The sequence below is a fragment of the Ectopseudomonas composti genome, from assembly GCF_001567565.1.
GTDB classification, from domain to species: Bacteria; Pseudomonadota; Gammaproteobacteria; order Pseudomonadales; family Pseudomonadaceae; genus Aquipseudomonas; species Aquipseudomonas composti_A.
This window is the reverse complement of sequence record NZ_LSSW01000020.1, coordinates 35,192-61,944: the sequence shown is the minus strand read 5'-3', so window position 1 is coordinate 61,944 and position 26,753 is coordinate 35,192. Positions and strand designations below refer to the sequence as shown.

At 64.4% G+C, this 26,753-nt stretch carries 26 protein-coding genes; 8 read left to right on the top strand and 18 right to left on the bottom strand.

Features of this window, described 5'->3' with window-relative positions:
- Window positions 1-221 precede the first annotated feature (221 nt).
- The 3 genes from gltB (at window position 222) to hemE (ending at window position 7,310) form a co-directional block, all read left to right on the top strand.
- The gene (gltB, locus tag PCLY_RS06265; RefSeq protein WP_061238427.1) at window positions 222-4,670 is read left to right on the top strand and encodes a glutamate synthase large subunit; all 4,449 of its coding nucleotides are present in this window, start codon (window positions 222-224) and stop codon (window positions 4,668-4,670) included.
- Between the two features lie 34 nt (window positions 4,671-4,704).
- Window positions 4,705-6,123 (top strand): FAD-dependent oxidoreductase, encoded by a 1,419-nt coding sequence (locus PCLY_RS06260; protein WP_061238426.1) that lies wholly within the window; start codon window positions 4,705-4,707, stop codon window positions 6,121-6,123.
- A gap of 119 nt (window positions 6,124-6,242) precedes the next feature.
- Window positions 6,243-7,310: a uroporphyrinogen decarboxylase gene (gene hemE, locus PCLY_RS06255; protein WP_061238425.1), complete on the top strand. Its 1,068-nt coding sequence runs from the start codon at window positions 6,243-6,245 to the stop codon at window positions 7,308-7,310.
- Window positions 7,311-7,346: 36 nt separating this feature from the next.
- Here the strand turns inward: hemE and PCLY_RS06250 are convergent, their stop codons facing one another.
- Window positions 7,347-7,778, bottom strand: coding sequence for a DUF2141 domain-containing protein (locus PCLY_RS06250; RefSeq protein WP_061238424.1), 432 nt, complete (start codon window positions 7,776-7,778; stop codon window positions 7,347-7,349).
- Window positions 7,779-7,912: 134 nt separating this feature from the next.
- Between PCLY_RS06250 and PCLY_RS06245 the strand changes: the two genes are divergently transcribed.
- Genes PCLY_RS06245 through darH form a run of 4 tightly spaced genes read left to right on the top strand, consistent with a single transcriptional unit; the run spans window position 7,913 to window position 11,352 of the window.
- Window positions 7,913-8,779 (top strand): dialkylrecorsinol condensing enzyme, encoded by an 867-nt coding sequence (locus PCLY_RS06245; protein WP_231740118.1) that lies wholly within the window; start codon window positions 7,913-7,915, stop codon window positions 8,777-8,779.
- 20 nt (window positions 8,780-8,799) lie between these two features.
- The gene (locus PCLY_RS06240) at window positions 8,800-9,957 is read left to right on the top strand and encodes a beta-ketoacyl-ACP synthase III (protein WP_061238422.1); all 1,158 of its coding nucleotides are present in this window, start codon (window positions 8,800-8,802) and stop codon (window positions 9,955-9,957) included.
- Window positions 9,947-10,354, top strand: coding sequence for a DarG family dialkylresorcinol biosynthesis protein (locus PCLY_RS06235; protein WP_061238421.1), 408 nt, complete (start codon window positions 9,947-9,949; stop codon window positions 10,352-10,354). Before PCLY_RS06240 ends, PCLY_RS06235 begins: the two co-directional genes overlap by 11 nt.
- Window positions 10,351-11,352 carry a BtrH-related acyltransferase DarH gene (gene darH, locus PCLY_RS06230; protein WP_061238420.1) on the top strand — a complete coding sequence of 334 codons (1,002 nt, stop codon included), beginning with the start codon at window positions 10,351-10,353 and terminating at the stop codon, window positions 11,350-11,352. The genes PCLY_RS06235 and darH overlap by 4 nt, the downstream gene beginning before the upstream one ends.
- Before the next feature lie 174 nt (window positions 11,353-11,526).
- On the opposite strand, the gene PCLY_RS06225 is transcribed toward darH, so the two are convergent.
- Genes PCLY_RS06225 through PCLY_RS06200 form a run of 6 tightly spaced genes read right to left on the bottom strand, consistent with a single transcriptional unit; the run spans window position 11,527 to window position 15,897 of the window.
- Window positions 11,527-12,078 carry a hypothetical protein gene (locus PCLY_RS06225; RefSeq protein WP_061238419.1) on the bottom strand — a complete coding sequence of 184 codons (552 nt, stop codon included), beginning with the start codon at window positions 12,076-12,078 and terminating at the stop codon, window positions 11,527-11,529.
- A complete protein-coding gene (locus tag PCLY_RS06220) occupies window positions 12,075-13,184 on the bottom strand; it encodes a beta-ketoacyl synthase N-terminal-like domain-containing protein (RefSeq protein ID WP_061238418.1) in 1,110 nt (369 codons plus the stop codon). Before PCLY_RS06220 ends, PCLY_RS06225 begins: the two co-directional genes overlap by 4 nt.
- The gene (locus tag PCLY_RS06215; RefSeq protein WP_061238417.1) at window positions 13,181-13,447 is read right to left on the bottom strand and encodes an acyl carrier protein; all 267 of its coding nucleotides are present in this window, start codon (window positions 13,445-13,447) and stop codon (window positions 13,181-13,183) included. Before PCLY_RS06215 ends, PCLY_RS06220 begins: the two co-directional genes overlap by 4 nt.
- Window positions 13,429-14,610, bottom strand: a complete 1,182-nt coding sequence (locus PCLY_RS06210; RefSeq protein ID WP_231740120.1) for an ABC transporter permease — start codon at window positions 14,608-14,610, stop codon at window positions 13,429-13,431. Before PCLY_RS06210 ends, PCLY_RS06215 begins: the two co-directional genes overlap by 19 nt.
- A gap of 5 nt (window positions 14,611-14,615) precedes the next feature.
- A complete protein-coding gene (locus PCLY_RS06205; RefSeq protein ID WP_061238415.1) occupies window positions 14,616-15,500 on the bottom strand; it encodes an ABC transporter ATP-binding protein in 885 nt (294 codons plus the stop codon).
- The gene (locus PCLY_RS06200; RefSeq protein ID WP_061238414.1) at window positions 15,493-15,897 is read right to left on the bottom strand and encodes a hypothetical protein; all 405 of its coding nucleotides are present in this window, start codon (window positions 15,895-15,897) and stop codon (window positions 15,493-15,495) included. Before PCLY_RS06200 ends, PCLY_RS06205 begins: the two co-directional genes overlap by 8 nt.
- 70 nt (window positions 15,898-15,967) lie before the next feature.
- On the opposite strand from PCLY_RS06200, the gene PCLY_RS06195 reads away from it, so the two are divergent.
- Window positions 15,968-16,516, top strand: a complete 549-nt coding sequence (locus PCLY_RS06195; RefSeq protein WP_231740117.1) for a methyltransferase family protein — start codon at window positions 15,968-15,970, stop codon at window positions 16,514-16,516.
- Between the two features lie 50 nt (window positions 16,517-16,566).
- Here PCLY_RS06195 and PCLY_RS06190 read toward each other — a convergent pair whose 3' ends face one another.
- The 11 genes from PCLY_RS06190 to PCLY_RS06140 form a co-directional block, all read right to left on the bottom strand.
- The gene (locus PCLY_RS06190; protein WP_061238412.1) at window positions 16,567-17,013 is read right to left on the bottom strand and encodes a hypothetical protein; all 447 of its coding nucleotides are present in this window, start codon (window positions 17,011-17,013) and stop codon (window positions 16,567-16,569) included.
- A gap of 26 nt (window positions 17,014-17,039) precedes the next feature.
- Window positions 17,040-17,459: a hypothetical protein gene (locus PCLY_RS06185; RefSeq protein ID WP_061238411.1), complete on the bottom strand. Its 420-nt coding sequence runs from the start codon at window positions 17,457-17,459 to the stop codon at window positions 17,040-17,042.
- Between the two features lie 23 nt (window positions 17,460-17,482).
- The gene (locus PCLY_RS06180) at window positions 17,483-18,709 is read right to left on the bottom strand and encodes a beta-ketoacyl-ACP synthase (protein ID WP_061238410.1); all 1,227 of its coding nucleotides are present in this window, start codon (window positions 18,707-18,709) and stop codon (window positions 17,483-17,485) included.
- Entirely contained in the window at window positions 18,709-19,452 is a 744-nt protein-coding gene (gene fabG, locus PCLY_RS06175) for a 3-oxoacyl-ACP reductase FabG (RefSeq protein ID WP_061238409.1), read from the bottom strand. The genes PCLY_RS06180 and fabG overlap by 1 nt, the downstream gene beginning before the upstream one ends.
- A complete protein-coding gene (locus PCLY_RS06170; RefSeq protein WP_061238408.1) occupies window positions 19,445-19,900 on the bottom strand; it encodes a hotdog family protein in 456 nt (151 codons plus the stop codon). The genes fabG and PCLY_RS06170 overlap by 8 nt, the downstream gene beginning before the upstream one ends.
- Window positions 19,897-21,099: a beta-ketoacyl-[acyl-carrier-protein] synthase family protein gene (locus PCLY_RS06165; protein WP_061238407.1), complete on the bottom strand. Its 1,203-nt coding sequence runs from the start codon at window positions 21,097-21,099 to the stop codon at window positions 19,897-19,899. The genes PCLY_RS06170 and PCLY_RS06165 overlap by 4 nt, the downstream gene beginning before the upstream one ends.
- The gene (locus tag PCLY_RS06160; protein WP_061238406.1) at window positions 21,099-21,593 is read right to left on the bottom strand and encodes a hypothetical protein; all 495 of its coding nucleotides are present in this window, start codon (window positions 21,591-21,593) and stop codon (window positions 21,099-21,101) included. The genes PCLY_RS06165 and PCLY_RS06160 overlap by 1 nt, the downstream gene beginning before the upstream one ends.
- A complete protein-coding gene (locus PCLY_RS06155; RefSeq protein WP_061238405.1) occupies window positions 21,593-22,312 on the bottom strand; it encodes a class I SAM-dependent methyltransferase in 720 nt (239 codons plus the stop codon). Before PCLY_RS06155 ends, PCLY_RS06160 begins: the two co-directional genes overlap by 1 nt.
- Window positions 22,313-22,468: 156 nt before the next feature.
- Entirely contained in the window at window positions 22,469-23,716 is a 1,248-nt protein-coding gene (locus PCLY_RS06150) for an NAD(P)/FAD-dependent oxidoreductase (RefSeq protein ID WP_061238404.1), read from the bottom strand.
- 83 nt (window positions 23,717-23,799) lie between these two features.
- The gene (locus PCLY_RS06145; RefSeq protein WP_061238403.1) at window positions 23,800-26,127 is read right to left on the bottom strand and encodes an MMPL family transporter; all 2,328 of its coding nucleotides are present in this window, start codon (window positions 26,125-26,127) and stop codon (window positions 23,800-23,802) included.
- Window positions 26,111-26,704, bottom strand: a complete 594-nt coding sequence (locus PCLY_RS06140) for an outer membrane lipoprotein carrier protein LolA (RefSeq protein WP_061238402.1) — start codon at window positions 26,702-26,704, stop codon at window positions 26,111-26,113. The genes PCLY_RS06145 and PCLY_RS06140 overlap by 17 nt, the downstream gene beginning before the upstream one ends.
- Window positions 26,705-26,753: the final 49 nt, after the last annotated feature.

Sequence of the window (26,753 nt, the reverse complement as noted above, 5' to 3'; positions counted from 1 at the left end):
TGACCGCCTGGTCGTTAGCACGACCTTGCGGTCTTATCCTTCGGTTTTGCGACATTAATTTTCACCCCCTCGTCACGAAGATTTGTGACGACATGGGGGGATATGTACAATGACCTCCCTTTTGCCCACGCAAAGCTGGCCCGTGCCCGCTTTTCGGGTTTAAGTAATTGAATTAGAAAGTAATTTGCCTGAGGTCTAGGCAGCCTGGTGAGAGTTCCCCTATGAAAGCAGGTTTGTACCGTCCTGATGAGTTCAAGGATAACTGCGGCTTCGGCTTGATCGCCCACATGCAAGGTGAACCTAGTCATCACCTGCTCAATACCGCTATTGAAGCCCTCACCTGCATGACCCACCGCGGCGGTATCAACGCCGACGGCAAAACCGGTGATGGCTGCGGCCTGCTGATCCAGAAGCCTGATCAATTCCTGCGCGCAATCGCCCAGGAGCAATTTGGTGTCGCACTGCCTGGGCAATACGCCGTGGGCATGGTGTTCCTCAACCAGGATTCGGCCAAGGCCGAAGCCGCGCGCGAGAACATGAACCGCGAAATCCTCGCGGCCGGCCTGCAATTGGTGGGCTGGCGCAAGGTGCCGATCGATACCAGCGTGCTCGGCCAACTGGCCTTGGAGCGCCTGCCGCAGATCGAGCAGGTGTTCATCGGCGGCGAAGGCCTGAGCGACCAGGAATTCGCCATCAAGCTGTTCAGTGCCCGTCGCCGTTCGTCGGTTGCCAATGCCGGCGACAGCGATCACTACATCTGCAGCTTCTCGCACAAGACCATCATCTACAAAGGCCTGATGATGCCGGCGGACCTGCAGCAGTTCTACCCGGATCTGGGTGATGAGCGCCTGCAGACCGCCATCGCGGTTTTCCACCAGCGCTTCTCCACCAACACCCTGCCGAAGTGGCCACTGGCGCAGCCGTTCCGCTTCCTCGCGCACAACGGTGAGATCAACACCATCACCGGCAACCGTAACTGGGCGCAGGCCCGGCGCACCAAGTTCGCCAACGAGCTGATCCCCGATCTCGACGAGTTGGGCCCGCTGGTCAACCGCGTCGGTTCCGACTCCTCGAGCATGGACAACATGCTCGAGCTGATGGTCACCGGTGGCATCGACCTGTTCCGCGGTCTGCGCATGATCATTCCGCCGGCCTGGCAGAACGTCGAAACCATGGACGCCGACTTGCGCGCGTTCTACGAATACAACTCCATGCACATGGAGCCATGGGATGGCCCGGCCGGCGTGGTGCTGACCGATGGTCGCCATGCCGTGTGCCTGCTCGACCGTAACGGCCTGCGCCCGGCGCGCTGGGTCACCACCAAGAACGGCTACATCACCCTGGCGTCGGAAATCGGCGTGTGGGATTACCAGCCCGAGGACGTTATCGCCAAGGGCCGTGTCGGCCCGGGGCAGATCCTCGCCGTCGACACCGAGACCGGCCAGGTGCTGGACACCGAGTCCATCGACAGCCGCCTGAAGTCGCGCCACCCCTACAAACTGTGGCTGCGCAAGCATGCCCAGCGGATCAAGGCGACGCTGGAAGACCGTGACCATGGTTCGGCCTTCTACGACCCGGATCAGCTCAAGCAGTACATGAAGATGTTCCAGGTCACCTTCGAGGAGCGTGACCAGGTGCTGCGCCCGCTCGGTGAGCAGGGCCAGGAAGCGGTCGGCTCCATGGGTGACGACACGCCGATGGCGGTGCTCAGCCAGCGCGTGCGTTCGCCGTACGACTACTTCCGCCAGCAGTTCGCGCAGGTCACCAACCCGCCGATCGACCCGCTGCGCGAAGCGATCGTCATGTCCCTGGAAATCTGCCTGGGCGCCGAGCGCAACATCTTCAGCGAGTCGCCGGAGCACGCTACCCGCGTGATCCTCAGTAGCCCGGTGATCTCGCCGGCCAAGTGGCGCGCGCTGATGAGCCTGGATCGCCCTGGTTTCGACCGTCATGTCATCGATATGAACTACGACGAGTCGCTGGGTCTGGAAGCCGCCGTGCGCAACATGGCCGACCAGGCCGAGGAAGCCGTGCGCGCCGGCAAGGTGCTGCTGGTGCTGACCGACCGTCACATCGCCCCGGGCAAGCTGCCGGCGCATGCCGCGCTGGTCACTGGCGCCGTGCATCACCGCCTGACCGAGAAAGGCCTGCGCTGCGACTGCAACATCCTGGTGGAAACCGCCACCGCGCGTGACCCGCACCACTACGCCGTGCTGCTGGGCTTCGGCGCCTCGGCGGTCTACCCGTTCCTGGCCTACGAAGTGCTGGGCGACTTGATCCGTACCGGCGAAGTGCTGGGCGATCTGTACGAAGTCTTCAAGTACTACCGCAAGGGCATCTCCAAGGGCCTGCTGAAGATCCTGTCGAAGATGGGGATCTCCACGGTCGCGTCCTACCGCGGTGCGCAGCTGTTCGAAGCGGTCGGCCTGGCCGATGAAGTCACCGAGCTGTGCTTCCGTGGCGTGGCCAGCCGTATTCAGGGCGCGCGTTTCGTCGACCTCGAAAGCGAGCAGAAGCTGCTGTCCTTCGAAGCCTGGAACAACCGTAAGGCGATCCAGCAGGGAGGTCTGCTCAAGTTCGTCTACGGCGGCGAATACCACGCCTACAACCCGGACGTGGTGCGTACGCTGCAGGAAGCCGTGCAGCAGGGCAACTACGCGAAGTACAAGGAATACTCGACGCTGGTCGACACCCGCCCGGTGTCGATGATCCGCGACCTGCTCAAGGTCAAGGAGTCCGCTTCGCCGATCGCCCTGGGCGAAGTCGAGCCGCTGCAGGCTATTTTCAAGCGCTTCGATGCCGCAGGTATCTCCCTCGGCGCGCTGTCGCCGGAGGCCCACGAGGCCCTGGCCGAGGCGATGAACCGCCTGGGTGGCCGTTCCAACTCCGGTGAGGGCGGCGAAGACCCGGCCCGCTACGGCACCATCAAGAGCTCGAAGATCAAGCAGGTGGCTACCGGCCGCTTTGGCGTGACCCCGGAATACCTGGTCAATGCCGAGGTGCTGCAGATCAAGGTGGCCCAGGGCGCCAAGCCTGGTGAGGGCGGCCAGCTGCCGGGCGGCAAGGTCAACGGTCTGATCGCCAAGCTGCGCTATGCGGTACCGGGCGTGACCCTGATCTCGCCGCCGCCGCACCACGACATCTACTCGATCGAAGACCTGGCGCAGCTGATCTATGACCTCAAGCAGGTCAACCCGAAGGCGCTGGTGTCGGTCAAGCTGGTAGCGGAAGCCGGTGTTGGCACCATCGCCGCGGGTGTGGCCAAGGCCTACGCCGACCTGATTACCATCTCCGGTTACGACGGTGGTACTGGCGCATCGCCGCTAACCTCCATCCGTTATGCCGGCGCGCCGTGGGAGCTGGGCCTGGCCGAAACCCACCAGACCCTGCGCGGTAACGACCTGCGCGGCAAGGTGCGGGTGCAGACCGACGGCGGTCTGAAAACCGGCCTGGACGTGATCAAGGCCGCGATCTTGGGTGCTGAGAGCTTCGGCTTCGGTACCGCGCCGATGGTCGCTCTGGGCTGCAAATACCTGCGCATCTGCCACCTGAACAACTGCGCCACCGGCGTGGCCACGCAGAACGACAAGCTGCGCAAGGATCACTTCATCGGCACCGTCGAAATGGTGATGAACTTCTTCACCTACGTCGCCGAGGAAACCCGCGAGTGGCTGGCCAAGCTGGGCGTACGCAGCCTGGAAGAGCTGATCGGGCGTACCGACCTGCTCGAAATGCTGCCGGGCGAAACTGCCAAGCAAGGCAACCTGGATCTGTCGCCGCTGCTGGCCAGCGCGCATATCCCGGCTGACAAGCCGCAGTTCTGCCAGGTGCCGAAGAACCCGCCGTTCGACGAAGGCCTGCTGGCCGAGAAGATGGTCGAATTGGCCAAGGACGCCATCGCCGGCAAGACTGGCGGTGAGTTCGAGCTGAACATCGGTAACTGCGACCGCTCCATCGGTGCGCGGATTTCCGGTGAGATCGCCCGCGTGCATGGCAACCAGGGCATGAATGGCGCGCCGATCACCTTCCGCTTCAAGGGCACTGCCGGGCAGAGCTTCGGCGTGTGGAACGCCGGTGGTCTGCACCTGCGCCTGGAAGGCGACGCCAACGATTACGTCGGCAAGGGCATGACGGCAGGCAAGATCGTCATCACCCCGCCCGCTGGCAGCCCGTTCGCCACCGAGGACAGCGCCATCATCGGCAACACCTGTCTGTACGGTGCAACCGGCGGCAAGCTGTTCGCCACCGGCACCGCGGGTGAGCGTTTCGCCGTGCGTAACTCCGGCGCCCATGCCGTGGTGGAAGGCACTGGCGACCACTGCTGCGAGTACATGACCGGCGGTTTCGTCTGCGTACTGGGCAAGACCGGCTACAACTTCGGCTCGGGCATGACCGGCGGTTTCGCCTACGTGCTCGACATGGACAACGGCTTCTACGACCGCGTCAACCACGAGCTGGTGGAAATCCAACGCATCAACAATGAAGCGATGGAGGCCTACCGCAGCCACCTCGAAAGCGTGCTCGCCGAGTACGTCGAAGAGACCGGCAGTGAGTGGGGCCAGAACCTGCTGGAAAACCTGGACGATTACCTGCGCAAGTTCTGGCTGGTGAAACCGAAAGCGGCCAGTCTGAAGTCGCTGCTGTCCAGCACCCGTGCCAACCCGCAATAAGAATGCGCCTGAAGTGGTTTGATGAGGTAATGCAATGACTGAACGTCTGAATAACGACTTCCAGTTCATCGAAGTCGGGCGCAAAGACCCGAAGAAGAAACTGCTGCGTCAGCGCAAGAAGGAGTTCGTCGAGATCTACGACAACTTCAAGCCGGCGCAAGCTGCCGACCAAGCGCATCGCTGCCTGGGTTGCGGCAACCCGTATTGCGAGTGGAAGTGCCCGGTGCACAACTTCATTCCGAACTGGCTCAAGCTGGTGTCGGAAGGCAACATCCTGGCTGCCGCCGAGCTCTCGCACCAGACCAACACCCTGCCGGAAGTCTGCGGCCGCGTGTGCCCGCAGGACCGTCTGTGCGAAGGTGCCTGCACCCTCAATGACGGCTTCGGCGCGGTGACCATCGGTTCGGTGGAGAAGTACATCACCGATACCGCTTTCGCCATGGGCTGGCGCCCGGACATGTCCAAGGTCAAGCCGACCGGCAAGCGTGTCGCGGTGATCGGTGCCGGCCCGGCCGGTCTGGGCTGCGCCGACGTGCTGGTGCGCAACGGCGTGACCCCGGTGGTGTTCGACAAGAACCCGGAAATCGGTGGTCTGCTGACCTTCGGCATTCCCGAGTTCAAGCTGGAAAAGACCGTACTCAGCCGCCGCCGTGAAGTCTTCACCGGCATGGGCATCGAGTTCCGCCTGAACACCGAAGTCGGCAAGGACGTGACCATGCAGCAACTGCTGGATGAGTACGATGCCGTGTTCATGGGCATGGGCACCTACACCTACATGAAGGGTGGTTTCCCGGGCGAGGATCTGCCAGGCGTCTATGACGCGCTGGACTTCCTTATCGCCAACGTCAATCGCAACCTCGGTTTCGAGAAGTCGCCGGAAGACTTCATCGACATGAAGGGCAAGCGCGTCGTGGTACTCGGCGGTGGCGACACCGCGATGGACTGCAACCGCACCTCGATTCGCCAGGGCGCCAAGGCCGTGACCTGCGCCTACCGTCGTGACGAAGAGAACATGCCGGGCTCGCGCAAGGAAGTGAAGAACGCCAAGGAAGAGGGCGTGAAGTTCCTCTTCAACCGCCAGCCCATCGCCATCGTTGGCGACGGCAAGGTGGAAGGCATCAAGGTGGTCGAGACCCGTCTCGGCGAGCCGGATGCCCGTGGCCGCCGCAGTCCTGAGCCGATCCCCGGTTCCGAGGAAGTCATCCCGGCCGAGGCCGTGCTGATCGCCTTCGGTTTCCGCCCGAGCCCGGCACCCTGGTTCGAGCAGTTCGAGATTCAGACCGATAGCCAGGGCCGCGTCGTGGCGCCCGAGCAGTCGCAGTTCAAGCACCAGACCAGCAATCCGAAGATCTTCGCCGGTGGCGACATGGTGCGTGGTTCCGACCTGGTGGTGACGGCGATCTTCGAGGGTAGGAACGCCGCCGAAGGCATCCTCGACTACCTGGGCGTCTGATGACGCAGCGCAAGTAAAGACGAGACAAATCGTCGCGATGGACAAAAGGCACGGCACTCGCCGTGCCTTTTGTTTTGCGCTCTGCGAAAATGCCCGCACTTTTTTCGCCGGATGCCGCCATGACCGCCCTGAAGAACGACCGTTTCCTTCGTGCCCTGCTCAAGCAACCCGTGGATGTCACGCCCGTCTGGATGATGCGCCAGGCCGGTCGCTATCTGCCGGAGTACCGCGCGACCCGGGCCAAGGCCGGCGACTTCGTGAGCCTGATGAAGAACCCGGAGCTGGCCTGCGAGGTCACCATCCAGCCACTGGATCGCTACCCGCAACTGGATGCAGCGATTCTGTTCTCCGACATCCTCACTATTCCCGACGCCATGGGCCAGGGCCTGTATTTCGAGACGGGTGAGGGGCCGCGCTTCAAGAAGGTGATCAGCAACCTGGCCGACGTCGAGGCGTTGTCCGTGACGGATGCCGAGAAGGATCTGGGTTACGTGATGGATGCGGTGCGCACCATTCGTCGTGAGCTCAATGGCCGCGTGCCGTTGATCGGCTTCTCCGGCAGCCCGTGGACGCTGGCTACCTACATGGTCGAAGGCGGTTCGTCGAAGGATTTCCGCAAGACCAAGGCCATGCTCTATGACAACCCGCAGGCCCTGCATGCGCTGCTCGACAAGCTGGCGCAGTCGGTCACGGCCTATCTGAACGGGCAGATCCTCGCCGGTGCACAAGCGGTGCAGATCTTCGACTCCTGGGGCGGCGCGCTGTCGGCAGCGGCCTATCAGGAGTTCTCCCTGGCCTACATGAAGAAGATCGTCGACGGCCTGATCCGCGAACACGACGGTCGCCGTGTGCCGGTGATTCTGTTCACCAAGGGCGGCGGTCTGTGGCTCGAATCGCTGGCTGAAACCGGCGCCGAAGCGCTTGGTTTGGACTGGACGTGCGACATCGGCAGCGCTCGCGCTCGTGTCGGTGACAAGGTCGCCCTGCAAGGCAACATGGATCCGGCGGTGCTCTACGCCAAGCCGGCTGCGATTCGTGCCGAAGTGGCGCGCATCCTGGCGGCTTACGGTGCCGGCAGCGGCCATGTGTTCAACCTTGGCCATGGCATCACCCCGGAGGTCGACCCGGCGCACGCTGGCGCCTTCTTCGAGGCGGTGCACGAGTTGTCTGCGCAGTATCACCAGTAAGCCGTAGCCTGCTGGCGACCAGGCCAAGCCTGGCTGCTAGCGGTCCCCGTTAGGCGGCGGTGCGGGCGTCAGGCGCTCCTGCTTCTTGCGTGGCGGGATCAGGCGCACGTTGATCACACCGTCCGTCGTGCCATGTTCGAACAGGCTGTCGCTGGGTTTGGGTTTACCGCCGAACAGCGACGGGTTGCCGGAGAAGCCCACCGGCTCCAGCGGAATGCCGCGTGGGCTGAGATCCAGCTGGCCATTGCCGTTGCTGTCTTGGAAGACCTGTACGGCGTAACGACCGGGCGGCAGGGCGGCGATGCGCAGCGGCGTTTGCGTTCCCTGCAGTTCGTACAGGCTGGGTTGCCAGTCCTGTTGGTCGGCCGGTACCAGTGCCAGATACAGGTTTGCCTGATCCGATGTGCCTTGCACCTCGATCAGCAGGTCGCCTGCCTGGAGCGATTGGCAGGCGAGCAGCGGAACCAATAGGCAAACTTGGCATAGGCGAGTTACGGTTTGAAGAAGTCTCTGTGGCATAATTCGGCCATTTTGCAGGGAATGCGCCACGAATGCGTCATGTTTTAGTCGTCCATTTTTCTCAGACTGGCCAATTAGACCGCTTGGCGCAATCGGTCTGTGCGCCGCTGCGCGAGTGTGACGACATCCAGGTGGATTTCCTGGCGCTGCAACCGGCCGAGCCATTTCCCTTTCCCTGGCCGTTTCTCGGTTTCTTTCGCATCTTCCCGGAAACCGTGCTGATGAAGCCGCAGCCCTTGCTGCCGCTGGCCGTCGATGCCGACAAGCGCTATGACCTGGTTATCCTGGCCTATCAGGTCTGGTTTCTCTCGCCCTCATTGCCCTGTACCAGCTTTCTCGCTTCGCCCGAGGCCGCTCGTCTGCTTAAGGACACGCCGGTGGTCACGCTGATCGGTTGCCGCAACATGTGGCTGATGGCGCAGGAGAAGGTCAAGGCGCGCCTGCAGGCGCTGGGTGCCCGGCTGGTCGACAACGTGGTGCTGACCGACGCCTGCGGTACCGCCGCGAGCTTCCTGGCCACGCCGCTGTGGATGTTCACGGGTCGGCAGAAGCCCTATAGCTGGGTGCCGCGTGCAGGTATCGACGAGCGGGAATTGGCGGCGGCCAGTCGCTTCGGCGACGCTATGGCACGCCGCCTGCGCGCGGATCGATTGCCCATCGAGCAGCCGATGCTCGCAGGCCTTGGCGCGGTCAAGGTGGATGAGAAGCTGATCGCCAGCGAGAAGGTTGGCAATCGCAGCTTCACCCTGTGGAGCCGTCTGTTGTCGGCGCTTGGCCCGCAGCAGAGCCGCCGACGCGGCGCCGGTCTGGTGCTGTACATCGTGTTTCTGATCTGCCTGATCCTGACCGTGGTGCCGATCACGGCTGTTTTGAAGAAGTTGCTGGCACCGCTGTTCAAGGCGCGTATCCAGAAAGAGAAGGCCTACTTTGCCGGCCCGTCCGGCGAGTGAAGTGACCCTGAGGTAAGACCGTGGTAACCCCTGTATTCATCAACCGCATCAGCACCTGCCTGCCGCATGAGCCTGTGGACAACGAGCAGATGGAAGCGCGCCTGGGCATGGTCGGTAGCAAGCCGTCGCGTGCGCGCAGGCTGGTGCTGCGCCGTAATGGCATCCAGCAGCGCCACTACGTGATCGATCCGCACACGGGCGAGCCGAGCATGAGCAACGCCCAGCTCAGTGCCGAGGCCATTCGTGGTTTGCAGGGCAATGGGTTCGAGCTGAATCAGCTGGACTGCCTGGTGGCCAGTACCTCGTCGCCGGATCAGGTCATGCCGGGGCACGCGGTGATGGTGCACGGCGAACTGGGTAACCCCTCCTGCGAAGTGGCGACCACTGCCGGCATCTGCCTGTGCGGGATGACGGCGCTGAAGTACGCCTGGATGAGCGTGGCCAGTGGTGAGAGTCGCCATGCCGTGGCCTGTGGCTCCGAAGTCGCCTCGACGCTGATGCAGGCGCGCAATTTCAACGCCGAGTACGAAAGCCGCGTCGATGAGCTCGAGAGCCACCCCGAGATCGCCTTCGAGAAGGACTTCCTGCGCTGGATGCTGTCCGACGGTGCCGGCGCCGTGCTGCTGCAGGATCGCCCCAACGCAAGCGGCCTGAGCCTGCGCATCGACTGGCTGGACATTCTCTCGTTCGCCGACCAGATGCCGCCCTGCATGTACGCCGGTGCCGACATGCAGGACGACACCTTGCGCGGTTGGAGCCGTTACGACGCCGACGAGCGCGCGAAGCAATCGGTGATGGCGATCAAGCAGAACGTCAAGCTGCTCAACGAGAACATCGTCAAGTACACCGTGGAGGAGGCGCTCAAGCGCATCATGGCGCGGCGTGAGCTGCGCGTGGCGGACATCGACTGGTTCCTGCCGCACTACTCCTCGGAGTTCTTTCGCGAGCCGCTCGCCGTGGGCCTGGCCAACGTCGACCTGCCGATCCCCATGGAGCGCTGGTTCACCAACCTCACCAGCAAGGGCAATACCGGTGCGGCGTCGATCTTCATCATCCTCGAGGAGCTGTTCAATGGCGGGCGCTTGCGCAGCGGCCAGCGGTTGCTCTGCTACGTGCCTGAAAGCGGGCGTTTCTCCAGTGCGTTCATGCACCTGACGGTGGTTGGCGATGAAGCTTGACGACGTTCCCCAGGACCCCGGTTCCGCCTATGGCGGGCACAGCAAGCTGCTTTATGCGGTCGACGACAGCGGCCATTACCAGGGCGCACAGAGCGTCGGCTGGGATCCCGAGTCCTACGCCACGCAACTGGCCGTCGCCGAGCTGGAGGCGCAGGAGGCCGAGGCCCTGGCGCTCTGGCAACGCGGCGAGCTGTCGCCGCTCAAGTGCCTGATGTACCGCTACCGCATGGACGAGCCGGCGCTGGCGCAGATCACCGGTCTGTGGCAATGGCGCCTGCGCCGACACTTTCGCCCGCACATCTATCGCCGCCTGAGCACCTCGGTGCTGGCGCGCTACGCCGACGCCTTCGGCCTGACCGTCGACGAGTTGCGTCGCTACCAGAGAGAGTTGCCATGACCGCGTTCCAGCACCGCCAGAGCGCCCACTGCGAAAGTGGCGTCATGGCCAGCCTGCTCACCCATGCCGGTTTGCCGATGAGCGAGCCGATGGCCTTTGGCCTGGCATCGGGCCTGGCCTTCGCCTACCTGCCCATCGTCAAGATCGGTGGCATGCCCTTGATCGCCTATCGCATGCCGCCGCGTCACCTGATCAAGACGCTGAGCAAGCGTCTGGGCGTGCGCCTGACCAGCCGTACCTTCGCCAATCCCGAGCAGGGCCGCATCGCGCTGGATGCAGCGCTGGACAGCGGCCGCCTGGCTGGCCTGCAGAGCTCGGTGTTCTGGTTGCCGTACTTCCCGCCGGAGATGCGCTTTCACTTCAACGCGCACAACTTGCTGGCCTATGGCCGCGAGGGTGACGAGTACCTGCTCAGCGACCCGGTGTTCGAGGAGCCGGTGCGCTGCGCCAGCGCCGACCTGCAGAAGGCGCGCTTCGCCAAGGGGGCGCTGGCGGCCAAGGGCCTGATGTACTACCTCGACGATGTGTCGCCGGAGCAGGACTGGGAGCGCCTGATCCGTCAGAGCGTGCTTTCCACCTCGCGCATTCTCGACGGCATGCCGCTGCCGTGGATCGGCATTCGTGGCATCCAGCACTTGGCCAAATGCGTCGAGGCGCTCGACCCGGCGCAGGCCAAGTACAACCGCCTGTACCTCACTCATATCGTGCGCATGCAGGAAGAGATCGGCACCGGCGGTGCGGGCTTCCGCTTCATGTACGCCAGCTTTCTGCAGGAGGCCGGCGAGAAGATCGGTGATGCCAACCTGCAGGCGGCTTCGGAACGGCTCACGGCCGTGGGCGATGATTGGCGCCAGTTCGCCTCGGCCTGCGTGCGGGCCAGTCGCAGCAAGGGCGAGGCGCCGGACTTCAGACCGATCGCCGAGATGCTGCGGGGTATCGCCGGGCAGGAGCGGGCGCTGATGAAGGAATTGGGCGCCTGGGCCAAGCGCAAGGGATGAGGTTGGTGCTCTTTGCTTGATGAGAGGCTGTCTGTGCAGGGTTGAAGCGGAGCGTCGCTCGGCCCGCCTTGCCTTTGACCATGGCGCTGTGAGGCGATGACCGGGGTAAGCGTTGTCCACCCTGCAACTCAAGGCGGGTGGGCGCTGGCCCACCAGGATCACCAACACACCCGATCAGAGCTGCAGATGCAGGACGTCGGTTGCTGCCGTCAGCTCGGCGAAATCCTCTGCCTTGGTGGGCGCTTCGATCAGCACCGCCTGCGCCTGAAAGTCGCCGTTCTCGTCGATCACCACCAGCAGCGCCTGATTGACCAGGCCATCACCGAGATCCAGGGCAGCCAGCGCCTGGAGTTGCTTCCAGACGTTCGGCCCGGCGCCGATGAAAAGGTTTGGCCCTTCCAGCCCCAGTTGCGCGGCGACGTGGAAGCCGGCGGCGTTGCTGACGCTGTTGACGAATTCGAAGGGCTTGGGCTGCAGCTGGTGCACGCACACGCTGTCGAGCAGCGAGCCCATGGTGGCACGCGCCGGATGGCGGGAGGCCAGGTACAGGCCGCAGTCGCGGCGCACCTTGGCCTTGAGTGGCGCGGTGCACAGCAGGGCCTGCAGAATCAGCCGGTCGATACGCCGCGGCGGTGTGGCCAGCCACTGGCCCAGCGCGGCTTTCAGCGCCTTGTCGGAGCAGCTCGCCTGACCGCGTACGTTGCAGGCCGCGATGACCGGTTTCATGGAGTTTCTCCCGCGCAGCCCTGCAGCACCAGGCTGGCATTGTTGCCGCCGAAGCCGAAGAAGTTGGCCAGTAGCAGGCTGCCTGGCTCGATGGCCAGTGGTGCGCCATTCAGGGGCAGCAGGGCCTCGTCGGCATAGTCCAGGCCAGGCAGATGGTCGAGGTTCTCCAGCAGCAGCAGGGTTTCGCTCAGGCCGCAGGCGCCCAGGGTATGACCGAGCCAGGGCTTGAGCACGCACAGATGAGGCAATGCCGCGCCGAACAGCAGGCGCACGCCATTGCTCTCGGCGCGGTCGTTGGCGCCGGTGGCGGTGCCGTGCAGTTTCACCAGGGCGATCTGCTCGGCAGTGGCGCCGGCACTGCGCAAGGCCTCGCGCATGACCCAGTCGATATGGCTGCCGTCTTCGCGGGTGGTGGTCAGGTTGCTGGTGTCGCAGGCGCTGAAACCGCCGAGCAGCCTTGCCAGTGGGGCGGTGCCGGGCTCGCGTGCGAGCAGGGTGGCGGCATAGGCTTCGCCAAGAATCAGGCCGTCGCGCTCCGGGTGAAAGGGACGATAAACGCCGCTCGGGCTGGTCAGGGCGAGTGCGCCGAAGCCTTGCTGGGCGATAGCACTGGGCGTTTCGAAGGCCAAGACCAGCACGCGTTCATACAGGCCGGCGGCGAGCATCCGTGCGCCATACAGCAGGCCGTTGGCGGCGCTGGTGCAAGCGGTATTGAGGGTGAAGGCGTCAGCGAAGCCCCAGCGTTGCTGCAGCGTGCGGGCCAGCAGGTCGAGTGTGGTCGAATGCTCCGCACGAAAGCCGCCTTCGCGTGCCACCTGCGCTTCCAGGTCATTGATGTCGAGACTGGTGCTGGCAACGATCAGCAGGCAATCACTCAGGTCCTGTGTCTGCTCGGCCAGGGTCTCGCCGATCAGACGATCGAAACGCTGGTCGAGGCTTTCGTCGTTGTGGCCGATGCCCAGGTAGGCACGCGGTTGCTGCAGTTCGTGCAGCAGGAACGACGCGGGAGTCGCATGTGCCCCTTGGCGCAAAACGTTGCCGGCGCTGCGCAGGTCGGCGCTCAGCGCACTGTGCAGGGCGCCGCGTTGCAGGTAGATCGGCGTCACGGTTTCTGCCTGATAAAGGCGGCAATGCTGGCGATGCTATTGAGGATGCGCCGGCCATCCTTGGCCCCTTCGATGCGCACGCCATATTGCTGCTGCAGGGCCAGGGACACTTGTAGCGCATCAAGGCTGTCCATGGCGATACGGCTGTGCTGGCCGAACAGTGGTTCGTCGTTGTCGATGCTCTGCCAGTCGATGTCGTCTTCCTTGTCGCACTCACGGATCAGCAATTGCTTGAGTTCTTGTTCTAGTAGTGTGTCGTCCATTGCGTTTGCTGCACTCGTTTGCGAAACAGGAAAAGCCCGCCAGCGCCCAGTACCAGGGCAAACAGCAGAAGGCGGGCGCAGTCGGGGGCGATGTCGGCCAGATTTCCCTGGCCCACCAGCAGGGTCAGGAAGGCGTCCAGCGCCCAGCTCATCGGCGAGACTTCTGCCAGTTGGCTCATGGCCTCGGGCATCACGCTCTTGGGCACCATGATGCCGCCGATTGCGGCGAGGATGATATTGAGGCCGCCGCCGAGCAGCAACGCCTGTTCACCGCTACGCGCCAGTGCTGCCAGCAGCAGCCCCAGGCTGCAGGCGGCCAGGCTCAGACTCAGGGCCAGCAGGGCATAGCCCAGTGGCGCGCCGGGCAGGCTCAGGCCGCTGAGGCCGAGCAGCGGCAGCACGTGCACGCCGATGGCCAGCAACAGGGCGAACTGCAGCAGATTGATGACCAGATAGGGCAGCAGCTTGCTCAGCACCAGGGTGGTAGGGCTCAGCCCCAGCGCGCGGAAGCGCAGCAGGGCACCGCTCTGTTGCTCGCGCTGAAAACCGCCAGCCATCGGCAAGGCGACGAAGAACATGCCGAAGATCAGCCAGGCCGGTACGCTCAACTGGCTGGCGTTGGCCTTGCCGCTGAGCTCGCCGCTGGCCAGCAGTTGCCGTTCGCTGACCTGGCTCTGGGTGCGCTGGCTGATCAGTTGCCAGCGCTGCTCGGTGCTCATGCTCGGGTCCAGCGCGTCGCTGTCTTGCAGGTAGGCCAGCAGGCGGGTCTGCGCCAGGGCGATGTTCAGCGCCGCGCGCAGGCGTTGGCGAGACTGGCCATCGGTACGCGGGGCAAAGCTCAGCGTCGGGCCGACGTGAGGCGTTTCCAGCAGGGTGTCGGAGAAATTCATGGCCAGGCTGATGCGGGGCAGGGGCGCGTCACTGCTGGCCAGCAGGTGGCTGCCTGGCAACTGTGCCTGCAGCGCGTGCTGGAAGAACGCGCTGGCCTCGCTCGGTTGCGGGACCTCGACCACGAGGTCCAGGGGCGGTGGCTGATCACGCAGGTAGTTGGACAAGGCGGCCGCCATCAGCACCAGAAACAGGATCGGCATGATGAACAGCACGGCCAGTGCATGCGGGTCGCGCAGCAGCAGCAGGCATTCCTTGCGGATCAGCGCCAGCATCGGGCTCACAGGCGACCTCCGTTGAGGCTCAGGTAGAGCTGTTCCAGGGAGGGGCGGCCGAAGCGCAGCAGGCTCGGAGGCACCGCTTGGGCGGCGATGAACTGGGTGATGGCCAGCAGTTGCTGGCCGTCCAGGTTGGCGATGCGCAGGCCGTCGGGAAGCGTCTCCGCGTCCAGCTGCAAGCGTGCAAGCAATTGCGGCAAGCCGTCGGGCACCCGCTGCGGCCACTCCAGCAGCAGGCCGTGTCCGCTGTCGAGCAGTTGCTGTTTGTTCAGGTCCAGACGCACCTTGCCTTCGTGCAGCAGCAGAATGCGCCCGGCGACGCGCTCAACCTCGTCCAGGTAATGGCTGGTGTAGATCACCCCATGGCCTTCGCCAGCCAGGTGCTCGACGGCGTCGAGCAGCAGTTGCCGGCTGGCTGCATCGACGCCCACCGTGGCTTCGTCGAACAGATACAGGCGTGCCGGCTGCAGCAGGCCGATGGCGAAATTCAGGCGCCGCTGTTCGCCGCCGGACAGGCGTGCGGCGCGACGCGACAGCTTGTTTTCGAGGGCGGTGCTGGCAATGCTCAGGTCCAGACGCTGGCGGCGCTGGGCACCGCGCAGGCGGTACAGATCAGCGAACAGCGCGAGGTTCTCGGCGACCGTGAGCTCGGCGTAGAACGCCAGTTGCTGGGGCACCAGGCCCAGGCTGCGCGGGCCGTCCCAGCGGATTTCGCCCTGCTGCAGGGCGAGGGTATCGCTGAGCAGCGCGAGCAGGGTGGTCTTGCCGGCGCCGTTGCTGCCGAGCAGGCCCAGGCATTGGCCTTCCTGCAATTGCAGGTCGATGTGCTGCAGGGCGGGGCTGTCCGCGCCAGGGTAGCGGTAGCTGATGTCATGTAGCTCAAGCATGGACGAGCACCAGCAGCAGTTTGCCGTCCAGCAGCGGCTGGACGCCGGCCTGGATGGCGAAAGCATACAGCGCGCCGGCCGGGCTCAGGGCCTCCTGCCGGGCGCTGACCAGCAGTGGTTCGTCGCGACGTGTGACCGGGTGCAGATGGAGTTGGGAAAGTTTGCCGACCAGGGCCATTTCGATGGCATCCGCTTCGCCGTATAGGGCACCATGTGCGGCGCAGAGCTGGGCAGCGGCCTCGAACAGCAGGCAAGGCGAAGCATCTTGTCCAAGTTTTTCGAGGTGCTGCCAGGCGCTGAGACCGCGAATGGCCTTGGCATCGTGATCGAGCAAGGCATCCAGCCAGAGAGCGTCGCCCTGGTGCGGCAGCAGTGTGTGCAGTTGGGTGCGATCCATGGCGAGCGGTCTGGGCGTTTCGGGCGACGCAGTGTAACAGAGGCAGGGATAGAGGGAGGATGGGGTGACGATGTGGCAGTGGCTGGCTTTTGTGACGATCAGCGCGATCCTGGTGGGTATTTCCTGGCGCACGCTGGGTAATGTGCGCAGCCACGGGTTCTATCGTTTCCTCGCCTGGGAGGCGATGCTGGTGATGCTGGTGCTCAACGCGTCCTCGTGGTTCGGCGACCGGAGCGAGTTGAGTCAGCGCATATCCTGGGTCCTGCTGAGCCTGTCACTGGCGGTGCTGTTCGCCGGGATCTACCAGATGCGCCGCTTCGGCCAGGCAGGCGAGCAACGCCAGGATGATGAGCTGTTCGCCTTCGAGCGCACCTCGCAGTTGGTGACGGGCGGCATCTTCCGTTATATCCGTCACCCCATGTACTGCTCGTTGTTGCTGCTGGCCTGGGGCATCGCCTGCAAGCGCATCGATGGGTTGATCATGCTGCTGGCGGTACTGTCCAGCGTGCTGCTGTGGTGTTCGGCACGCTGCGAGGAGCGCGAGTGCCTGGCCTATTTCGGCGATGCTTATCGCGACTACATGAGACGCAGCTGGATGTTCGTGCCCTTGCTCTTCTGAGGGCGTCACTCGGCCTTTCCAGGGAAAGGCCGGTTCTGACAGCTCACTCGTTACTGAACCTTAGCCAGATCGCCCTTGAGCGCCACGCCAGACATGATGCTGCCTTTGTGGCACTCGTACTTCTCATTGTCCTTGTAGACGTTGTTGTTGTAGTTGCTGACTAGGTTGACCACGGCATTGGCACCAGCGGCCTTTGCCGACTTCTGGAAGCGGATCAGCGAAGAGTGCAGAGCACGGTTACAGGAAGCCTCCACGCTTTTGCCAAAGGCGTTGCTCTTCTGGCTGGTGGTGAGGCCGGATTTGAGCACGCTGACCTTGCCTGTTGGCTTCTTGTCGCCTAGGTAGAACTTAACGCTACCGTCGATAACTCCGGAGTTGATTGCTTCCTGTACAGCCGCATCGAACGGCAGGAAGTTCACGTCGTCAGCCGCCTGGCTCAGGCCAGGTAGCAGAACCAGGCCAAGTGCAGCAGCCATCCAGTATTGCTTGTTCATCATGCTCTCTCCTTTTTGGCGGGTGATGCTTACTGTTGTAGGGCTTTCATACTGCGTGCTACTCGCAGCTCCTGTTGGATGACGCCGTTTAGTTTCTTCACCAGAGCGTTGTAGCGTTTGTGAATCTTGCCATCGGCGTAGTCCAGATTCTGACTGTCGCGGTAACGGATGTTGTAGTGGTCTGGAGCGTAATCAATGTCGATCCAGATCTTGTGACGACCGCGGAAGTCCATGTGAGCCTGCATCAGCCCCTGGTGTCCCCCCTCGATCTGCCAGCGGGTGCGGGTCAGGGCTCTGATGAGTGCCTGCTGCATCGCTTGCTCGTCCAGATAAGATGCGCTGTCCGTGGGTAGCGGCTGCTGTACGGTCAGCACCGGTTGCATGCGGCTGCACGCGCCAAGTCCTAGCAGCATCAGAATGAGCAAGATGCGAGAAATATTGCGGGGCATATGGGACTCCATGTCGTTAAGGGTCATTTCCAGCGCTTGAAGATCAGCGAGGTGTTCACGCCGCCGAAGGCGAAGTTGTTGTTCATCACGTACTCGTGGCTCATCTGGCGGAACTCGCCGCGCAGGTAATCCAGCTCGCCGCAGGCCGGGTCGATGGCGTCCAGATTGTGGGTATGCACGTAGCTGTCCGAATTCATCATCTCGATGCTGAACCAGGATTCCAGCGCCCCGCAGGCGCCCAGGGTATGACCCAGGAAGCTCTTCTGCGAGCTGATCGGCATACGCGGGCCGAACAGGCTGCTGGTGGCCTGGGTCTCGGCGACATCGCCCTGCTCGGTGGCGGTCCCGTGACCGTTGACGTAGCCGATGGCCTGGGCCTCCAGACCGGCGTCGTCCAGCGCCAGTTGCATGGCGCCACGCATGGTTTCCTGCGCCGGCTTGGTGGCGTGCTGGCCGTCCGAGTTGCAGCCGAAACCGACGATCTCGGCATAGATGGTGGCGCCACGGGCGAGGGCGTGCTCCAGCTCTTCGAGAACCAGAATACCGGCGCCTTCACCGATCACCAGGCCGTCGCGGCCGCTGTCGTAGGGGCGTGGGCTGGCGTGCGGCGTGTCGTTCTTCAGGCTGGTGGCGTACAGCGCATCGAAGACCATCGCCTCGGTGGGGCAGAGTTCTTCGGCACCGCCGGCGAGCATCATCTTCAGGCGCCCGAACTTGATCGCCTCGTAGGCGTAGCCGATACCCTGGCTGCCGCTGGTGCAGGCGCTGGACGTGGGGATCAGGCGGCCCTTGAGGCCGAAGAAGATGCTGATGTTGGCGGCCGTGGTGTGCGGCATCATGCGGATGTAGGAGTTGGCGTTGAGGCCGTCGGCCACCGAGTTCAGCAACATGTTGCCGAATGCCTTGACCTCTTCGGTGCTGCCGGTGGACGAGCCGCAGGCGACGCCCATGCGCCCGTCGGCGATGCATGGATCGCCGAGCAGACCGGCGTGCTCCAGGGCGCGCTCGGCGGCGAATACCGCCAGTTTCGCCACCCGGCCCATGCTGCGGGTCTGTTTGCGGTTCCAGTGCTTGGGCTGGACGAAGTCGTCCACCGGGCCACCCAGGCGGGTATTCATTTCGCTGAAACGATCCCACTCGTCCATGCGGCGGATGCCGCTGCGGCCTTCGCGAAAGGCCTGGGCGATGCTCGGCCAGTCGCTGCCCAGCGAGGTGATGCCGGCCATGCCGGTAACTACTACACGTTTCATCAGCACAGCCCACCATTGACCGCGAGAACCTGACGCGTAATGTACGCCGCCTCGCTGGACATGAGGAAGTTCACCGCGCCGGCCACTTCCTCCGGGGTGCCCATGCGGGCAGCGGGAATCATCTTGAGGATTTCGTCCACCGGGACCAGCTCGTCGAGAATCTCGGTATCGATCAGGCCGGGCGCGACGCAGTTGACGGTGATCTTGCGTTTGGCCAGCTCGATCGCCAGGGCCTTGGCGGCGCCGATCACGCCGGCCTTGGAGGCACTGTAGTTGACCTGGCCGCGGTTGCCGATCAGCCCCGACACCGAAGTGATGCAGACGATGCGGCCCGCTGCGCGGCGGCGGATCATCGGCATGGTCAGCGGGTGCAGCACGTTGTAGAAACCGTCCAGGTTGGTGCGCAGCACCTGATCCCAGTCGTCCTCGGACAGGGCCGGGAAGGCGCCATCACGGGTCAGGCCGGCATTGCACACCACGCCGTAGTAGGCGCCATGGGCTTCGATGTCGGCTTCCAGCGCTTCGCGGCACGCCGCGCGGTCGGACACGTCGAACTGCAGGATGCGCGCCTGGCGGCCGAGTTCGGCGATCTGCGCCTGCACGGCTTCGGCTTCATCGCGGCGCGAGCGGCAGTGCAGAACCAGGTCATGGCCCGATTGGGCCAGGCGTAGGGCGATGGCGCGGCCGATGCCACGGCTGGAGCCGGTGACCAGAACGGTGGCGGCAGAGGTGCTTTCAGTCATGGGGTCGCTCTTGCAGATAGACCGCCGGTTGCGGCGGGCGGAACACATTGAGGCGGGCTTCGGCCTGGATGCCGGGGCCCTGGAGGTGGCATTCGAACACGCCCATGCCGTTGTCGTCCTGCAGCGAGCACAGGGCGCGGATGTGCAGCTCGCTGCCGGCCGGGAAGCGCTCGACGTTGCAGCTGTACTTGCGCGTGCCGAGCAGAAAGCCCAGCTCCACCGGCAAGCCGGCGCGTTTGGCCTGGATGCCGGCGAATGAGGCGATGGCCTGCGCCATCAGCTCGATACCGGTCCAGGCTGGCAGGCTGCCGTCGCTGTCGCTGAGCAGGCCGTCAGGGCGCACCGTGAGGCGCACCTCGATCGCTTCCGTGTCGCAGCTCAGCACTTCGTCGAGCAACACCATGTTGCCGGCATGGGGCACCAGTTCGGCTACGGGCCACAGTTTCATGGTGCATCCCCCAGAATCAGCGCGACGTTGTTGCCACCAAAGGCGAAGGAGTTGCTCATCAGGTGACGACCCTGGGCACGGCTCAGGCGGGCACCAATCCGGACCAGTTCCAGCGGCGCCAGCTCGGGGTCGGGCTGGCCGTCCCAGAGATGGGGTGGCAGCAGGCCGTCGCGGTTGTACTCGCTCAGGGTCAGCCAGCAGAAGGCTGCTTCCAGTGCGCCCGCGGCGCCCAGGGTGTGGCCGGTCATGGGCTTGCTCGACGAGCAGGGCAGGCCAGCAGGAAACAGGGCGTGCACGGCCTTGCTCTCCATTGCGTCGTTGTGTCGGGTGGCGGTGCCGTGCAAGTTCAGATAATCGATGCGCTCCGGCGTCAGACCAGCGTTGCTCAGGGCCTTTTCCATCGCGCTGCGGGCACCCAGGCCGTCCGGGTGCGGGGCGGAAATATGGTGGGCGTCGGAGCTGGCGCCGCCGCCCAGAAAGGCGATGGGGGCAGGCTCGCGGGTCATCAGGAAAAGGGCGGCGGCTTCGCCGATGTTGATGCCGTGGCGATTCACCGAGAACGGATTGCAGGGTTCGGCCGACACCGCTTCCAGCGAGGAGAAGCCATTGAGGGTCAGTCGGCACAGGCTGTCCACGCCCCCGCAGATCACCGCGTCGCACAGGCCCATGCGCAGCAGGCGATGAGCGCTGAGCAGGGCGCGGGCGCTGGAGGTGCAGGCCGTGGATTGGCAGTAGACCGGGCCGCCGAGCTTCAGCCAGTCCGCCAGGAAGTTCGCGGGTGCGGCCATTTCCTGTTGGGCGTAATCGTATTCGGCCGGCAGTGCGCCTTCGTTGACATGGCGCCCGATGTGCTCGCCTGCCTCGCGAATCCCTGAGGTGCTGGTGCCCAGCACCAGGCCGACGCGATGAGCGCCATGGCGGGCGATGGCCGCGCGCAGCTCAGGCTCGATCTGCAGCGCTGCCGCCAACAGCAGTTGGTTGTTGCGGCTGTGCGCGGTCTTGAAGCCGGGCGGCATGGCGGGTAGATCGGTATGCACGGCGCCCACCGTCAGGCTGCGTTCGCTGACCCAGCCGTCTTCGGCGCGCATGCCTGAGGTGTCGCCGGCGAACAGCGCATCGGCGACCGCCTGCTTGCCTTCGCCGAGGGCGCAGAGCAGGCCGAGTGCGTGGAGATAGCCGGGGGTGGGGGCGCAGGACATCAATCGCTTTCTTCCAGGTTCAGTGCACGTATCCGGTAGTTCAGGCCGGTCTTGCCAAGGGTGAAATCCACCGGGCCGTGGTAATCGATGGTCCAGTCCGGCGCGAGGCGGCGCTGATCATCGTTCAGCTGTTGCCAGCTTCCGGCCGGGTAAGCCTGCAGCGCATCGCTTCGGCTCAGGGCGAACAACAGCGCGGCGAACAGTTCGCGGGCCTCGGCATTGGGCGGCAGCAGGCCGTCGTTGCGCCATTGCCCGGCATCCAGTAGCTGACGCGCCTGCGGGATACCCAGTGGGTCCATCAGTGACCAGCGCAGGGCCGAGCCCTCACGCTGTACCACCAGCAGCCAGTCCTGTCGCACCTGTGCCTGTTCGCGCTGGATCTGCAGGCTGAGCGGCAAGGGTGCGACCAGTGCCGGTGGCGTTTGCGGCACGGGCGTATGTGCGGCGCAGGCGCCCAGCAGCAGGCTGGCGGCGAGCAGGAGTATGCGTGGCATCACGGTTTACGCGCCACTACGTTGAGCAGCGTTTCGTCGCGTTGACCGACCGGCTTGGGTCGCATCAGCCCCCAGCGCTCCAGCAGGCCGAAGTCCTTGGAGCGGCTCCACCACAGGTAGGGGTAGGAAATACTGCTCTGGTCGAACTGGAAACCCTGCGCGCCGAGCATTTCCAGATACTGCTCGGCACTGCGCTGAACGTGCATCGGGTGGCGGAACAGCCAGCGGATCACCCAGGTATCGATGTAGAACTTGGTCGATTCGGCCAGCAGCAACCGGCCGCCCGGTTTGAGCACGCGCCAGAACTCGGCGAGGGCTTTCTCCTGCTCCACCAGATGGTGCAGCGTCTGGTGGCAGAACAGCAGGTCGACACTGGCGTCGGGCAGGTCGATGGCGGCGCAGTCGCTGGCGATCAGCTCGACTTCGAGACCCAGGCGCTCGGCCTCGCGGCGCGAGCAGTCCAGGCTGTGCGGGTCTGCATCGAGGCCGATCATTCGCGCTGGCGAGAACGCTGCGTCGAGCAGGCCGAAGGAGCGCCCCTGGCCGCAGCCTGCGTCCAGCAGGACCGGGGCGTGCGGCAGCGGGCCGTCTATCAGACGCACCAGATCGTTGATCGCAACCCGCAGCACATGGTGCTGCCAGACATGGCTTTGCAGGAACCAGAAGCCGAAGCGGGTTTCTTCTACGTAGGTGGGCGAGACGGGGCGCAGGGCGTTCATCGACGATCCTTGTTTAGAATCTATTCACGGGCTAGCGAGCTAGAGCCATACAAGGCAGAAGCAGGCGAGGAAGCGGAGTTTACGAGTTGTAAATGAGCATTCCGAGCCTGTTTCTAACGCTGTAGGGCCGATGCGCAGCTGATTGTAAATAGGTTCTCAGTTTTGGGCGCAAAGCTCTGCTAGAACGCGCAGGCGCCGGCGAGGTTCGGAGACATAGGGATTCTTACCGTCCCAGGCGTAGCCGGCAAGGATCGAGCTGATCATGCGGCGAATTTCCGGGGATGCCTTCTCGTAATAGATCACATCCTGGAAGGAGCCCTCGTACCAGCCTTCGACGTAGACGCGGAAGGTATCCACGCCGCGCTTGAGCGGGATGGCGAACTCGTTCTCCCAGTCCACCGTCTCGCCGCCCAGTTGGCGATGCAGCAGCCCTGCGGCCATGCTCGCCGAGCGCATGGCGATGGTCACGCCCGAGCTGAACACCGGGTCGAGGAATTCCGCGGCATTGCCGAGCAGGGCGAAACCCGGGCCGTGCAGGCTCTTGACGTTGGCCGAGTAGCCGTTGATTTCGCGTGCCGGGGTATCCCACACGGCATTGCCCAGCACCTTGCTCAGCGACGGGGTCTCGGCAACGAACTGCTTGAGGCAGGCGTCGAGATCCTGCGGGTAGTTCGCGTAGTGCTCGGCGGCGCAGACCACGCCCAGCGAGCAGCGGCCGTTGCTGAACGGGATGGTCCAGAACCACACGTCGCGCAGGGTCGGGTGGGTGGTGATGAGGATCATCTCGCGGTTGAAGCCCGAGGCCGGGTCGATGTTGTCCTCGATGTGAGTGAACACCGCGCGGCGCACCGGGAAGGCCGATGGCGTGTCGAGGTCGAGCAGGCGCGGCAGCACGCGGCCATAGCCGCTGCCGTCGAGGACGAAGGCGCATTCGACCTGGTACTCGGCATCATCGGCCAGGCGGCGTACCGACAGGCGCGGGCAATCGCCGCTGAAGTCGGCGGCGAAGATTTCCTCTTCGTAGCGAATTTCCACACCCTGGCGCTCGGCTTCGTCGGCCAGCAGCTTGTCGAAGTCGGCGCGGATCACCTGATAGGTCGAACCCTTGCCTTCGGTGAACTTGTCGCGGAAGTCGAAGCTGGTGTAACGCTCACCCCAGGCGAACGCCGCGCCGTGTTTGGTCTGAAAGCCGGCGGCCTGCACAGCCTCGAGCATGCCGGCTTCCTCGACGAAATCCAGGCAGTGCGACAGCAGGCTTTCGCCGATGGAGAAGCGCGGGAAGCGCTGTCGCTCCAGCACCAGCACGTCATGCCCCTGGCGTTTGAGAATGGCTGCCGCGATTGCTCCGGACGGGCCTGCACCGATAACGACGATCTGACGCTGTTCGATTTCAGGAGATTGCATGACGACTTCTTCGCCTCAAGGTTGTGGGCATACCCGGCACATCGTGCGCCAGGTTTTATGGGGAGTGGTTAATACAGGTCCGATCATGTCGACTGCGCCTCGGCTTGCCTGTCGCTTGCCCAGGGCGCGAGGAGGAAGCTGAAGACCAGGCCGATGCTGATGGTCAGGCCGAAATTGCTTACCGCCGGGGTGCTCGACAGCGCCAGCAGGCCGAACGACAGCCAGGTGGTCAGGGCCGACAGCAGTGTGCCGAGCAGGCTGGTGGCTGCACCGCCGACCTGCTCGCGGATCAAGATGGCGTAGTCCACGCCAATGGCGGTGACCAGCAACAGGCCGAACAGGCTGAACAGCGTCAGCGGCTGGCCGAGCCAACCCAGGCTGGCCAGGCTGGCCAACGCCGCCAGCAGCGACACCGCCAGTATGCGAGCGGCGCCGCGTGCACCAAAGCAGCTGCACAGCAGGGCGAAGATCAGCAGGCAGGAGGCCAGTTTGAACTCGGCGGCGCTGACCTGGGTGGCCGCGAACAGGCGATTGAGCTCGCCGAGGCGGTCGACCAGTTTCACCCCGTCGAGCCCGGCGGCCTGGGTGGCCAGCAGATTGCTGTCGCTCAGACCTTGCAGGCTGATCAGCCCGGCGACCTGTCCATCTGCCGTATTGCCCAGCCAGAGTGGGCGCCAGGGTTCACTCAGCGGTGCGCCGAGCACCTGCTCGATGCTCAGCGTGGGCAGCGCTTGTAGCTGCTGGGTCTCCTGCTCGATGGCCTCGGCAGGGATGCCCAGTTCGGTGAGCGCGGCGCTGTGGCTGGGCAGTGCGGCGAGCGCCTGGCGCAGGCTTGCCTGCTGCGTGGCTGACGCGATCAGCTGGCTCAGCGCCAGATAGCTTTTCAACTGACCTTGCGCCACCAGCTTGTCCAGGCGCTGCCCGAGCAAATGCTGGCGCTGCAGCAGTTGCTCCTCATCGTCGCCACGCACCAGAAAGAACTGACTGGTCGGTTGCATGCCGACGATCTGGCTGATGGTTTTCGATTGCTCCAGCAATTGTGGCGGCACGCTGGCCCACTGGCGCAGGTCGTCCTTGTGCGAGAGCTGCAGCACGCCGCCTGTGCAGAACAGGGCGAAGATCAACAGCAGCCAGGGTGTTGGCACCTTGCCCAATAGGGCTTCACGCCAGTCGAGCAGGCGCTGCGCGAGAACATGGGGGCGCTGCCAGGGCCGAATCTCGGCTTTGCCGAGCAGCGTTGGCAGCAGGAACAGGGTACTCAGGTAGGCGCCGAGCAGTCCGGCTGCCGAGAAGATCGCCACCTGCTTGAGGGCCGGAAAGGGCGTGAAGGCCAGTGCCAGATAGCCGATGACATTGGTCAGCAGCGCCAGGGTCAGGCCCAGCAGCGTAGCGCGCAGGGCACGCCAGCTATCCCAGGGTTGCAGTGTCCAGCTCTTCGACAGCAGGTGCAGAGGGTAGTCGATGGCCACGCCGATCAGGCTGGCGCCGAGTACCAGGGTCATCACGTGGATATGGCCGAACACCGCGACACAGGCCGTCAGCCCGGCGAGCACGCCGACGCCGACGGGGACGAAGGCCAGCAGTATGCGCAGCCGACGAAACACCAGCAGCATCATCAGCAGCGCCCCGGCGCTGGCAAGGCTGCCCATCAGGCTGATTTCGCCTGTGGCCTCGCGCTGGCCATGGGCGGAGTACAACAACCCGCCCATGGCCAGAAGCTGGCCGCCACGCGCCTGTACCTGGTCGCGGGCCTGGCTGACCAGATCGTCCACCGCCAGCGCCAGGTTGCCGTCGAAGGCATCGGCAGTGGTGCGGGCGCGCAGCAGTGCCCAGGTGGTCCCCTCGCTCTCGGCGATCAAGGCGCCGCTGAGATCGACCTGAACGTTGTGCTGATGGGGCAGGCTTTTCTCTACCAGGGTGCTCAGGCCGAGCAGGTCGTCATTGGTGGCGACCACGCCCTGGCTGCGGAAGGGGTCGAACAGATCCTGTACGCGTCTGGCAACGAAGGCACTGGGGTCGTCGATCAGCAGCTGGCGGTCGGCTGCCGACAGCAATGCCAGGCGTTGTTCCTGCAGTTGCTGGCGTATGCCGGCCAGGTCGGCTTGTGGATCCCACTGCACCTTCTCGAACAGCGCCTGCTGTTGCCAGCGCTGACCCAGTTCGGCAGCCAGCGCCAGGGCCTGTTCGCGTTGCGGGTGGCTGATCAGCACCAGCAGTTCGCGGTTGAGCGGCTCCTGCATGCGTTGCACGGCCTGCTCTTCGAGCGCGTCGGGTCTGCCGCTGGGCACCAGCTCCAGCAGGTTGGCCGAAACGGGCGCGCCGCCTCGCCACTGCCAGGCAGCAACGACGACGAGCAGGAGCAGGGCGAGCGGGAAGAGCCGTGAACCCCAGTATTCACTTCTGGAAGTCATGTCGCTCCGCATCGCTCAGGGCTTGCCCGGGCTGGCTGTCCTCGAGGCGCAGCACGGTGCTGTCGCCCTGGGTTTCCTGCAGCTCGATGCGCTGCACCAGGGCGCCGCCGCTGATATGGATGGCGTTGAAGACCTGCTTGAGCAGGACGCTACGCGGCGTCAGGTCGAGCGTCCAGGCCTCGGCCGAGCCGCTCAGGCTCAGTTCGAAGTCCTGACGCAGGCCGCTGCTGTCACCCTTGAGCACGGCGAGGAACAGGCGGTTCTGCTGGGCGCTGGCGCTCTGTTGGACGACCAGCTGCCAGCCCTGTTCGCTACGTCGGGCGATGCCCTGCGCATCGATGCGGTAGTCCTGCTGCAGCGGGCGTTCGAGCAGCCAGAGCAGGCCTTGGTCCCTGGACAGGACGAAGCGGCCGCGGCTGGTCAGTGGTTGCGGCAGGGCACGCAGGTGCTTTTCCTGAATGAAGTGACCACGCACCACCTCGGGTTTGCCAAGTTGCGCGCTGAGCTGGTCGAGGTCGAACGCCAGCGCCGACTGGGCAATGCCGGCCAGCAGTAGCCCGAATGCAATCCGCGGCATCCTGAGCGCAACACGCTTCCCGGATTTCATCCGGGCTATGCATTCGCAG

Coding starts and splice junctions, on each gene's coding strand:
- PCLY_RS06185 (WP_061238411.1), bottom strand. CDS start 17,459: ATGCCCCGCAATATTTCTCGCATCTTGCTCATTCTGATGCTGCTAGGA.
- PCLY_RS06195 (WP_231740117.1), top strand. CDS start 15,968: ATGTGGCAGTGGCTGGCTTTTGTGACGATCAGCGCGATCCTGGTGGGT.
- PCLY_RS06215 (WP_061238417.1), bottom strand. CDS start 13,447: ATGGACGACACACTACTAGAACAAGAACTCAAGCAATTGCTGATCCGT.
- PCLY_RS06140 (WP_061238402.1), bottom strand. CDS start 26,704: ATGCCGCGGATTGCATTCGGGCTACTGCTGGCCGGCATTGCCCAGTCG.
- PCLY_RS06160 (WP_061238406.1), bottom strand. CDS start 21,593: ATGCCACGCATACTCCTGCTCGCCGCCAGCCTGCTGCTGGGCGCCTGC.
- PCLY_RS06170 (WP_061238408.1), bottom strand. CDS start 19,900: ATGAAACTGTGGCCCGTAGCCGAACTGGTGCCCCATGCCGGCAACATG.
- fabG (WP_061238409.1), bottom strand. CDS start 19,452: ATGACTGAAAGCACCTCTGCCGCCACCGTTCTGGTCACCGGCTCCAGC.
- gltB (WP_061238427.1), top strand. CDS start 222: ATGAAAGCAGGTTTGTACCGTCCTGATGAGTTCAAGGATAACTGCGGC.
- PCLY_RS06235 (WP_061238421.1), top strand. CDS start 9,947: ATGAAGCTTGACGACGTTCCCCAGGACCCCGGTTCCGCCTATGGCGGG.
- PCLY_RS06205 (WP_061238415.1), bottom strand. CDS start 15,500: ATGCTTGAGCTACATGACATCAGCTACCGCTACCCTGGCGCGGACAGC.
- PCLY_RS06225 (WP_061238419.1), bottom strand. CDS start 12,078: ATGAAACCGGTCATCGCGGCCTGCAACGTACGCGGTCAGGCGAGCTGC.
- PCLY_RS06200 (WP_061238414.1), bottom strand. CDS start 15,897: ATGGATCGCACCCAACTGCACACACTGCTGCCGCACCAGGGCGACGCT.
- PCLY_RS06145 (WP_061238403.1), bottom strand. CDS start 26,127: ATGACTTCCAGAAGTGAATACTGGGGTTCACGGCTCTTCCCGCTCGCC.
- PCLY_RS06190 (WP_061238412.1), bottom strand. CDS start 17,013: ATGATGAACAAGCAATACTGGATGGCTGCTGCACTTGGCCTGGTTCTG.
- PCLY_RS06150 (WP_061238404.1), bottom strand. CDS start 23,716: ATGCAATCTCCTGAAATCGAACAGCGTCAGATCGTCGTTATCGGTGCA.
- hemE (WP_061238425.1), top strand. CDS start 6,243: ATGACCGCCCTGAAGAACGACCGTTTCCTTCGTGCCCTGCTCAAGCAA.
- PCLY_RS06210 (WP_231740120.1), bottom strand. CDS start 14,610: ATGCTGGCGCTGATCCGCAAGGAATGCCTGCTGCTGCTGCGCGACCCG.
- PCLY_RS06260 (WP_061238426.1), top strand. CDS start 4,705: ATGACTGAACGTCTGAATAACGACTTCCAGTTCATCGAAGTCGGGCGC.
- PCLY_RS06165 (WP_061238407.1), bottom strand. CDS start 21,099: ATGTCCTGCGCCCCCACCCCCGGCTATCTCCACGCACTCGGCCTGCTC.
- PCLY_RS06180 (WP_061238410.1), bottom strand. CDS start 18,709: ATGAAACGTGTAGTAGTTACCGGCATGGCCGGCATCACCTCGCTGGGC.
- darH (WP_061238420.1), top strand. CDS start 10,351: ATGACCGCGTTCCAGCACCGCCAGAGCGCCCACTGCGAAAGTGGCGTC.
- PCLY_RS06155 (WP_061238405.1), bottom strand. CDS start 22,312: ATGAACGCCCTGCGCCCCGTCTCGCCCACCTACGTAGAAGAAACCCGC.